At 72.3% G+C, this 10,369-nt stretch carries 10 protein-coding genes; 7 read left to right on the forward strand and 3 right to left on the reverse strand.

The features are described 5' to 3' along the window. Positions 1–1,256, reverse strand: a 1,256-nt coding sequence (locus HW578_RS16905; protein ID WP_232479043.1) for a flavin monoamine oxidase family protein, incomplete at its 3' end; no start/stop codon positions are given. A gap of 37 nt (positions 1,257–1,293) precedes the next feature. On the opposite strand from HW578_RS16905, the gene HW578_RS16910 reads away from it, so the two are divergent. Then, the gene (locus HW578_RS16910; protein ID WP_198371787.1) at positions 1,294–2,400 is read left to right on the forward strand and encodes a DSD1 family PLP-dependent enzyme; all 1,107 of its coding nucleotides are present in this window, start codon (positions 1,294–1,296) and stop codon (positions 2,398–2,400) included. A gap of 67 nt (positions 2,401–2,467) precedes the next feature. Here the strand turns inward: HW578_RS16910 and HW578_RS16915 are convergent, their stop codons facing one another. Then, positions 2,468–3,112 carry an imm11 family protein gene (locus tag HW578_RS16915; RefSeq protein WP_198371788.1) on the reverse strand — a complete coding sequence of 215 codons (645 nt, stop codon included), beginning with the start codon at positions 3,110–3,112 and terminating at the stop codon, positions 2,468–2,470. 148 nt (positions 3,113–3,260) lie between these two features. Then, positions 3,261–3,914 carry a S24 family peptidase gene (locus HW578_RS16920; protein WP_198371789.1) on the reverse strand — a complete coding sequence of 218 codons (654 nt, stop codon included), beginning with the start codon at positions 3,912–3,914 and terminating at the stop codon, positions 3,261–3,263. A gap of 177 nt (positions 3,915–4,091) precedes the next feature. Between HW578_RS16920 and HW578_RS16925 the strand changes: the two genes are divergently transcribed. The 6 genes from HW578_RS16925 to terL all read left to right on the forward strand — a co-directional run. After that, complete coding sequence (locus HW578_RS16925) at positions 4,092–4,466, forward strand: hypothetical protein (RefSeq protein ID WP_198371790.1); 375 nt, start codon at positions 4,092–4,094, stop codon at positions 4,464–4,466. Further along, entirely contained in the window at positions 4,463–4,939 is a 477-nt protein-coding gene (locus HW578_RS16930) for a hypothetical protein (RefSeq protein WP_369407910.1), read from the forward strand. Before HW578_RS16925 ends, HW578_RS16930 begins: the two co-directional genes overlap by 4 nt. A gap of 163 nt (positions 4,940–5,102) precedes the next feature. Next, positions 5,103–5,342: a hypothetical protein gene (locus tag HW578_RS16935; RefSeq protein ID WP_198371791.1), complete on the forward strand. Its 240-nt coding sequence runs from the start codon at positions 5,103–5,105 to the stop codon at positions 5,340–5,342. Positions 5,343–5,346: 4 nt separating this feature from the next. Further along, entirely contained in the window at positions 5,347–8,643 is a 3,297-nt protein-coding gene (locus tag HW578_RS16940) for a portal protein (protein ID WP_198371792.1), read from the forward strand. A gap of 47 nt (positions 8,644–8,690) precedes the next feature. After that, on the forward strand, positions 8,691–8,954 hold the full coding sequence (locus HW578_RS16945; RefSeq protein WP_232479044.1) for a hypothetical protein: 264 nt from the start codon (positions 8,691–8,693) through the stop codon (positions 8,952–8,954). Then, positions 8,932–10,369 (forward strand): phage terminase large subunit (gene terL, locus HW578_RS16950; protein WP_198371793.1); only part of this gene is annotated, 1,438 nt, incomplete at its 3' end. The genes HW578_RS16945 and terL, both read left to right, overlap by 23 nt.

The raw sequence follows: 10,369 nt of genomic DNA on the forward strand, positions 1-10,369 counted from the left end.
TGTGACTGGAGTCGAGTCGTCTGCTCTTCCGATCTGCTCAGCCAGGCGCCGGCGACGGTGGCCGCGAAGCGCGGGTGGCAGGCCTCGCCGGCGAAGCACAGGCGGCCATCGGCCAGCGGGGTGCCGAGCACGCGCCGCGCCGTCTGCGCGCCAGGCACGGCGTGGCTATAGGCGCCGCGGAACAGCGGGTCTTCGCCCCAGCGCGTGACGGCGGCGCGACCGAGCGCGGCGGCGGCGGGTGCACCGAACATCGCGGCGATCTCCCCGCGCGCCGCGGCTTCCAGCGCGGGCGCGTCATGCAGCATCTCCCACGCGCGTGCTCCGCCGCAGAAGCCGATCAGCAGCGGGTCGTGGAACAGGCGCGCGAGGAAGGACATCGGGCGGTCGCCGGGTGAGTCCACCACGCGCCGCACGCTGGCGAAGGGCGGCAGGCCGGGGGCTGCGGGATCATCGGCGCGCAAGGCGATCTTGGTCAGCAGGCCCATCGGCAGGTCGGCGATGGCCTGCTGCGTCGCGACGGGCAGAGGCGGGTCGAAGGCGATGCCGCCGGCAGCGAGCACGCCGGTGGAGACGGTGACGATCGCCGCGCGTGCCGCCACGCTGCCGAAGGCGCCCTCCGCCACCACGCCCCGCGCGCCCCAGTGCAGGCGATCCACGCGCGCATCGAGCCGCACGGGCAGCCCCTCGGCGAGTCGCGCGACCAGGCCGCCGATGCCCTCGCGCAGGATCAGGTTCGGCCCCTCCAGCGCGGTGGCCGCCAGGTCGTGCAACGACATGTGGTGCAGTTCGGCGGCGCAGATCTGCGCCCCTTCCCAATGCGCGATGGTCGCGTCCCAGGGCCCGCCGCGCGGGGCGGCCTGGTCGGCCGGACGGTCCGGCGCGCCGTCCCGCGCGGCGGCGTCGATGGCAGTCCAGAAGGCGTCCTCGGCTGCCGCGAAATCGGCGCGTTCGGCCGTGGTGGCGAAGCGGCCGCGCGTGAACAGCCGCCGGTCGCGCAGCGCGTCGTGGTCGAGCAGCGCGAGGCCGAGGCCGCGTGCGAGCGGCGTCAGCGGGTTGTCATCCGCCTGGTGCAGCCAGGAGGCGCCGTGGTCGAAGGGCAGGCCGAGCGAGGCGCTCTCGGTAAAGGCGCGCCCGCCCACGCGCGGCCCGCCCTCCAGGACTACGCAGGACCGCCCGCGGGCCGCGAGTTCGCGCGCCGCCGAGATTCCGGCGCAGCCGGCGCCGATGACGAGCACATCTGGATCGGAGGGCAGCATCGCCGCATCATGCCCCGGAAGCCCGAGGGGATGAACCATGCTGCAAGCGCCGCCCGCCGAACCCGGCATGCGCGAGGACGAGATCGACACGCCCGCGCTGGTGATCGACCTCGATGCCTTCGAGCACAACCTCGACACCATGGCCGCGCTTCTGGCGCCCACCGGGGCGAAGCTGCGCGCGCATGCCAAGACGCACAAGTCGCCCGTTGTGGCGAAGCTGCAGATGGCGCGCGGCGCGGTCGGGCAATGCGTGCAGAAGGTGGCGGAGGCCGAGGCGCTGGCCTGGGGCGGCATCCCAGACGTGCTGGTGACAAACCAGGTGGTGGGCCCGCGCAAGCTCGCGCGGCTCGCGGCGCTGTCGAGGATCTGCGAGGTCGGGCTCTGCGCCGATGACGAGGCGCAGGTGGTGCTGGCCGAGCAGGCGGCGGAGGCGGCCGGCATCCGGCTCAAGATGCTGGTCGAGATCGATGTCGGCATGGCGCGTGGCGGCATCGAGGCCGGCCCGCCAGCGGTGGCACTCGCCGAGCGCATCGCCGCCAGCCCGCACCTGATCTTCGGCGGGCTGCAGGCCTATCACGGCAGCGCGCAGCATATCCGCGAGCCGGAGAAGCGCGCCGCCGCGATCGCCGAGGCGGTGGCGCGTACGCGGCGCACGGTGGAGCAGCTGAAGCAGCGCGGGCTCGACTGCGCGATCGTCGGCGGCGCGGGCACCGGCACCTTCCGGCACGAGGCGGCAAGCGGGGTCTATACCGAGATCCAGGCGGGGTCCTACGCCTTCATGGATGTGGACTACGCGAGGAACGACGATGCGCCGCCCTTCCGGCACGCTCTGTTCGTCGCGACCACGGTGATGAGCCGCGCGGGGCAGGGGATCGTGGTGGTGGATTGCGGGCACAAGGGTGTCGCGGTGGACAGCGGCATGCCGGGCGTGTGGGAACGCCCTGGCCTGCGCTTCGCCGGCGCGTCGGACGAGCACGGCAAGATCATCGTCGAGGATGGCGCCGCGCCGGCGCTCGGCGAAAGGCTGCGCTTGGTTCCCGGGCATTGCGACCCGACGGTGGATCGCTACGACTGGTATGTCGGCGTGCGGAAGGGGCGGGTGGAATGCCTCTGGCCGATCGCGGCGCGGGGCGGGATGGCGTGAGGGGGGAGGCCGTCTCGGCCGTGGTGCCGCGTTGGGTGCAACGGCTGCGACCGCGCAGCGCGCCGACCTAAGCCTCCCGAATCCTCTGCACGAGAAAGCCCTTCAGCCCCTTCCCCCGCAACGCCGCCAGCAACGCGTCGGAGACGAAGAACTCGCCCATGGTGAAACTGGCATCGACCCAGAGATGCCGCCCGGCGATCACCGCGCGCGAAAGGCAAAGGTCGTCGACGTACTTCACCACGTCCTTCAGGGTTGTGCGGCGCTGGCCCTGCTTGCCGATGCATTCCTCGGCCAGCAACGAATGGATGCGCACCAGAGGGTTCATGATGAAGTACTGGCCCGGCGCTACCTCCCGCCCATCCAGGCGCTCGATCGGCTTGCCGTTGGGCCGGCGGATCATGATCGGGAAGAACTGGTGCAGGCGGGGTTCGAAGGCTTCCACCACCTCCCGGAACTCCGCCGAGACGCCCCAGCAGGCCACCACCGGCATGAAGTCGGCCAACGCCGGGTGCTTCGAGGTGAGCCAGAACTCGGGCTTCACATCCCCTGGTTCGAAGCGCACTCCCTTGTTGCCGAAGTCGAACCCTCCAAGGGGCGTTCGTCGTTCACCGGCGGTGGTGAGCACACCATGCGCCTCCGGCCCCTCCTTCGGTGCCCCCCTAACCACCGGCCGCAGGCGCGTGTCGTGCGCGAACTTGATCATCGCTGCCATGGAGACCGCGCCTACGAAACCGAAGACGGCGCGGAGACGTTCACCTGGTAGGTTGGCGTCCCTCCACGTTCGCCGAACCGCACGACGATGCGCTGCGTGGGTGTCTGGCCAACGGTATCGCCGTCGCGGATGACAGGCCTGGACGCGCTCACTGGCTGGCCCAGACGATCCTGTGCATCCACGCGATCTCCGGCAGTTCGAAACTGTAGCTCGGATGCGCGGGGTTGAGGCTCGCCAGTTCGATCCGCTTGGCCGATTGCCGGCGGAGTTCCTTCGCCATCACCTCGCCCTTCGCGGTGCGCACCACCACGCGGTCGCCGCGGCGCACCGGCGCGCCGGGGGAGACCACCACCACGTCGCCGTCCCGGAACACCGGTTCCATGGATTCACCGGAGATCTCGAGCGCATAGGCGTTGGGGTCGCCGATCTCGGGCAGCGAGATCTCGTCCCAGGAGCCGCCGACCGGATAGCCGCCATCGTCGAAGTAGCCCTCGCCGCCGGCCTGGGCCAGGCCGATCAGCGGAATGCGCCGGCCCGCGCCGCCACGCCCGCTGCCGCCGCGCGAGAGCGCGGGCAGGCCCGAGACCAGCGAGGCGAAATCGTCGATCCCGCGCCCGACGGCGTTCAGCACCTTGGCAATGCTCTCGGTCGAGGGCCATCGCGCGCGGCCATCCGCGCCGATGCGCTTTGAGGGGTTGAAGGCTGTGGGGTCGAGCCCGGCCTTGCGCGCCAGGCCCGAGGCCGAGAGGCCATGCTCGGCCGCGAGGGCATCAAGGGCGCGCCAGATGTCGTCATGCCGCATGGGGCGTCGTTGTCCTTGTTCGCAGGACGCGAATCCAGATCGAGTGGGCGCCCTGGGGAACCTATCCTAGGCTTAGTGTCTGTTTGCAATAGGTCAGTGTTCCTTTTTCGCCTTGCCTCGCCACAACTGTCGCGGTTAATGTTCTTGTATTGTTCATTTCACAGGCGAGACCCCCCCATGCGACCCGCCCCCCGCACCGCCCATGCCCCCCGCTACGCCAGCATCGCCGCCGCCGAGCCCTTCCGCTCGGCCGAAGAAGCCTGGTTCTGGACCATGTCCGCGCTGATCGCGCGGCGCGACGGCGCGCGTATCACCGCCGGCAAGGGCGACAAGGTCCGCCCCTGCGAACCGGACGATGTCATCAAGTGCCTCGACCGGCTCTACCGCTGCCGCCGCATCGACCTGATCCACGCGCGCATCCTGCGCATCTGGGGCGAACGCGGCATGGCCCCGGACCCGCGCCACCTGTCCGAGCGCGCGGATGCGGCGCAGTGGCGCGAGGCGATGAACCGTCTGGAATGGCCGCTGCGGGTCAAGGGGATCGTGGCGTGACGGCGCCCCGCGACAGGGGCCTGACGGTACGTGGCACCCCGCGCCTGCGCGCCGCGCGCGACGCGCCGCAGCAGGTCTGGATCGCCTTCGGCGGCCAGGCCGACCAGGCCTGGCTGCGCCCCCTGCGGCGCGGCTTCCGCCACTGCTTCGCCGCCCTGCGCGACGAGGCCGGCTGGACCGTGGTGGAGCCCGTTTCCGGCCGGCTGCTGGTGCTGCGCATCGCCATGCCCGCGTCCTATGACCTGCCGGGCTTCTATCGGCGCGCGGGGCTGCGCGTGCTCGGCCCCTTCGCCCCTGGCGCGGCGCGTGCGCGCTGGCTGCCCTCGCTGCTGCCGCAGACCTGCGTCGGGCTGTGCCGCGCGCTGCTCGACGCCGGCGCGCCGTTCGCCATGACACCCTTCGGCCTGTTCTGGCGGCTTTCGAGGATTCTGCACAAGGATAGGAAAAAAATCTTGACCCGTACCCTGGCCTGACGTATCACCATCCGGCCAACGGGCGATCTGCGCCCGGCGGCCTTCCTCCCGATCCCTCCCTGACTTGCGCGGGCCCGCCCTTCCTTACCGAGGGGCGGGCCCGCGGCTTTTCGGGGTGCTGCGCGGGAGGCCCCGTCCCCCTATCGAGAGGAGCCGCGCGCGCATGGGTGGCCTGTTCCGCGCCCCGAAGCCTGTCGTCATCGCGCCTGCCGCCGCACCGGCCCCGGCACAAGCCGCCGTCGCCCCGCAGCAGGCCATCGAGGAAACCGCCACCGCCGCCCGCGTCGAGGCGCGCGAGCGCACCCGTCGCGGCCTCTCCGGCACCATCGCCACCTCCGCCGCCGGCGTGCTCGGCGCGCGCGCCGACTTCGTCGCGACGCGCAAGTCGCTGCTGGGGGAATGACGCCATGACCCCCGAGGAGATGCTGGCGCGCCATGCCCGCGCGCTCGACCGCCGTCGCGCCCAGGATGCGCTGTGGCAGGACTGCTACGACCATGTGCTGCCGCCCGCGACCGGCGGGCGCGTGGCGATCTTCGACGCCACTGCGGCGGATGCGGCGGAACAGCTCGCTGCATCGCTGCTCGCGGAACTCACGCCGCCCTGGTCGCGCTGGTTCGGCCTCGCCCCCGCCCGCCCGGTGGAAGGCGACACCGACGCCGCCGTCGCGTTGGAAGACGCGGCCGAGGTGCTCCAGGGGCATTTCGACCGGTCCAACTTCGCGCTCGAGATGCACCAGGCCTTCCTCGACCTGGTGATCGCCGGCACGGGGCTGCTGCTGGTCGAGGAGGCGCCGGTCGGCGAGCCCTCGGCGCTGCGCTTCACCGCGGTGCCGCTGCGCGAGGCGGTGCTCGAGGAAGGCCCCTCCGGCCGGCTCGACACCGTGTTCCGTGCGGCACGGCTCAGCGAAGCCGCGCTGCGGGCGCGCTATCCCGACGCGCCGGTGCCCGCGGCCGCCGCCGATGGCGACCCCGAAGCCGAGCGCCACCGCGTCGTGGAGGCGGTCTGGCCCGATGCCCGCGGCTACGCCTTCCGCGCGCTGCTGGTGACCGACCGTGGCCCGCTGGTGCTCTCGGAGGGCCGCTTCGCGCAAAGCCCCTTCATCGGCTTCCGTTGGCTGAAGGCGCCGGGCGAGGTCTATGGCCGCGGGCCGGTGGCCAAGGCGCTGCCGGATATCCGCACCGCCAACAAGGTGGTGGAGTTGGTTCTCAAGAACGCCTCCATCGCCGCGACGGGCATCTGGCAGGCCGATGACGACGGCGTGCTGAACCCGGCGACGGTGCGCCTCGAACCGGGTGCCATCATTCCGAAGGCGCCGGGGTCCGCGGGCCTCACGCCGCTTGCCGCACCGGGCAATTTCGACGTGTCGCAGCTGGTGCTGACCGACCTGCGCACGCGCATCCGGGGCGCGCTGTTGGCCGACCGGCTGGGGCCCGCGCGCGACGACCGCATGACGGCGACGGAAGTGCAGTATGTCGCGGACGGCGTCCTGGCCGACTTCACCGATCCCTTCCCGATCTTCGAGGAAGCCGACCTCGAGATCCGCCTGGATGGCGCGGTGCTGGTCGGCGGCGCGACGATCACCGGCGCAGGGTCGTCGGATGGCGGCACGGTCACGCTGGCTGAGCCGCCGCCCGCGGGCGCCCGCGTGACCTTGCGCCGCCGGCTCAAGATCGCCCGCGCGACCGACTTCCAGAACAACGGCATCCTGCGCGCCCGCGCGCTGAACGACGAGCTCGACTACCAGGTCGCCGCCATCCAGCAGGTGGCCGACGAGGTCTCGGGCAGCGTCCGGCTCGACCCGGCCGATGGCGGCGCTCTCGTGCTGCCGCTGCGCGGGGCGCGCGCGAACCGCGTGCTCGGCTTCGATTCCGTCGGCAACGTGACGGTCTTCGACCGCGGCACCCAGGCGCTGGGCGTGCCCTATCCGGGCGGCGTGCCGCGCATGGTCGAGGACAAGCTGGCCGAGCGGCTGACCGCGCGCGACTTCGGCGCGACCGGCGACGGTGTGACCGATGACGGCCCGGCGCTGTCCGCGGCCATGGCCGCCGCCGCCGCCTCGGGCCGCGTGCTCGAGATCGGCGAGGGGTCCTTCCGCACCACCCAGCCGCTGACACTGGGCGGCGGCGCGGCGGGGCTGATCATGCACGGCGCCATCATCTATGCCGGGCCGGCGGGGCAGACCGCGCTCACGCTCGGCGACGGCGCTGCCGTGCGCAACGCGGCCAAGCGCTACGAGGGGCTGCGCGTGCTGCGCGCCGCCATCTCCAGCTGGGAGAACGAGGCCGATATCGGCCTGGTCATGCGCAACCTCGATGCATCCTTCGTCGAGATCCGCCAGGTGGAAGGCTTCACCATCGGCGTGCGCACCCAGGGCGTGGAGCGCGGCTTCGAGGACACGACGTTGATCCTCGGGCGCATCGTGAACAATCGCATTGGGCTCGATGTCCGCACCGAGACGGCGGGCGCCTGGAACACCTCGGTGCGCTACTATGGCGGGCACTTCGCCATCGGCAGCACGGTCTATCCGGACAAGGACCGCTTCGGCGTGCGGTTCTCGGCGGCACCGGGTGCCCATGTCGCGCATAACCGCCACATCTTCGACGCGCCAGGCTTCGAACTTCAGGCGGTGGGCCGCCCGATCAGCGGCATCCCGTTCCTGATCGAGGTGAACAGCCGCTCGGTCTGGGCGCGCGCGCTGCGCATGGAGGGCTGCTCGCCCTTCGTCGCGCGCCATACCGGCGGCGCGCAGGACCACATCTACGAAGTGGCCTGGGCCAGCCAGACCTACCAGGTGCAGGTGGACTATACGGGCACGGCCACGCGCGTCGGCGCCGTTGTGCGGGCCTCCCACCAGGCGGCCGCCTTCCGCGAGGCCTCGCGCGAGGTGGGGGCGGTGGCGAACCTGCGCGCCGCACGCATCCGCTGGTCCAACACCGAATGGGGCTTCGAACGCCTGGCCTGCCTGTCCACCAACGTGTCGGGCTCGCCGGCCACGCTGGCGGATTTCGCCTTCCCCGCGCTCGACAGCTACGCCTTCAGCAATGACGGCGTGGTGCTGACCGGCGGGCGCGGCCTCGGCTTCGTGGTGGATGCGCGCAACTGCCGCGAATTCGCTCTCGCGGTCGATGCCGATGCGCCGCGGCTCGTGGTCATGTGCTTCGACGCCGCCCGCAACCTGCTGAGTGATACCGGCACCGCGCTGGTGCGCGCCTCCGGCCAGTCGATGGTGTGGAACGCGGCGGCGCGGTGGTGGCAGGGCTCGGCCGACATGGGGGATGCGACCTTCACGCGCCCGCAGGTGGTGCGCCTCGCGGACAATGTCGCCTACGCCATCATCGGCGTGGCGCGCATCGGCGCGGATTACGAGGTGCGCGCGATGCGCCTTGCCTGCGACCCGCTCTTCGCGCCGCCGCTGCTCTTTGCCCAGCCCGGCCTGCCGCATGGCGGACGCGAGCTGGTGGCGGAGGCGGCGTGGGATCCGCCCTCGATCGCCGCCGGCGCGATCGCGCAGGTCAACGTGACGGTGCCGGGCGCGCGGCCCGGCGACTTCGCCTCGGCGGCCTTCTCGCTCGCCACCTCGGGACTCGTATTCCTCGCACAGGTCGGCGCGACGGATGTCGTGACCGTCACCGCGTGGAACCGGTCCGCGGTCGCGATCGACCTCGCGGCCGGCACGGTGCGTGCCCGCGTGGTGAAGACGTGACGGGCCGCCGCGAGCCGATGGTTCGCGGGCCCGATCTCCGAAGGGCGATGGATGTCGTCGCGGAGAGCTACCTCGACTTCCTCGGCTGCGGCCCGGAGCCTGGGACGGGCGACGATGCCAAGGCCTTCGCCGCGCACCACGCCGCCTGCAAGACCGCGCTCGCGCATCTCGATGCGCTGGTGAAGCTTGCGCGCAGCATGGGCGCCGCACCGGCCGAGGCCGAGGAGGCGCAGGTCATGCTGATCGAGGCGCGCGAGGCCCTGTCCCAGTTCGACGAGGAGGATCCCGATGCCAGCGAGGAGCAGTGCTGAACCGGGCTTCCTCGAATTCGCCTGGGTCTGGAACCGCCGGCAGCGGCAGGAGACGCCGCCGGTCCACCGCCGCATCGCCCGCTGGCTGGAGGCACGCCAGGCAGGGGGCGAGACGCGGCTTCTGCTGATGGCCTTCCGCGGCTGCGGGAAGTCCACGCTGGTCGGGCTGTGGTGCGCCTGGCAACTGGCGCGCCGGCCCGAGACGCGAATCCTGGTGCTGGCCGCCGATGCGCCGCTCGCGGTCAAGATGGTCGCGAGCGTGCGCCGCATCATCGAGCGCCACCCGCTCTGCCGCCACCTGCTGCCCGGCGGCCCGGACTCCTGGGCGGCGGACCGCTTCACCGTGGCGCGCGACGGTGCGCTGCGCGATCCATCGATGCTCGCGCAGGGGATCGGCGGCAATGTCACTGGCTCGCGCGCCGAGGTGATCGTCTGCGACGACGTCGAGGTGGCGGGCAATTGCGACACGCCCGGCAAGCGCGCCGAGCTGCGCGAGCGCCTGGCGGAGGCGGAGTTCATCCTCACCCCCGGGGGCACCATCCTGTTCGTCGGCACGCCGCATTGCGAGGACAGCCTCTATCGCAACCCGAAGGAGGATGGCGCCTTCCTGCGCGGCTACCGCCGCCTCGCGGTGCCGGTGATGAACGCGGCCGGCGCCTCCGCCTGGCCCGAGCGCTTCCCGCGGGAGGCGATCGCGGCCCTGCGCGACCGCGTCGGCCCGCTGCAGTTCCAGCGGCAGATGCTGCTGCAGCCCGTCGCGGCGGATGCGGTGCGGCTCGATCCGGGTGCCATCGTGCGCTACGGCGACGAGCCCGAGTATCGCGAGGCGCAGGGCAGGGGCGTGCTCACGCTGCTGGGCCATCGCCTCGTCTCCGGCAGCGCCTTCTGGGACCCGGCCTATGGGCGGCCCGGCGCCGGCGACGCCTCGGTGCTGGCCTGCTGCTTCTCGGATGGCGAGGGGCGGCATTTCCTGCACCGCCTGGCCTATCTGACGCACGACCCGGCCTCGCCGGTCGATCCCGCCACCCAGCAATGCCGCAAGGTGGCGGCGATCCTGGGCGAATTGCTGCTGCCCTCGGTGCGGGTGGAGACCAACGGCCTCGGCCGCTTCCTGCCCGCGCTGCTGCGCCGTGAGCTCGGCCCGGCCGGCGTGGCGTGTCAGGTGATCGAGCATGCCAGCACGCGCGCGAAGGAGGACCGCATCCTCGCCGCGCTCGAGCCCGCGCTGGCGGCGCGGCGGCTGCATGCGCATGAGGGCGTGTTCCGCACGCCCTTCCCGGGCGAGATGGCGGAATGGCGCCCGGGTGCGGCCGGCGCGCGCGACGATGCGCTGGATGCGGTGGCGGGCTGCCTGCTCGCCGAACCGGTGCGCCTGGCGCGCGGCGCGCCGCCCGCCCCGCGCCCGTCCTGGCGCG

Source organism: Roseomonas rosulenta (assembly GCF_016106005.1).
Classification (GTDB): Bacteria; Pseudomonadota; Alphaproteobacteria; order Acetobacterales; family Acetobacteraceae; genus Neoroseomonas; species Neoroseomonas rosulenta.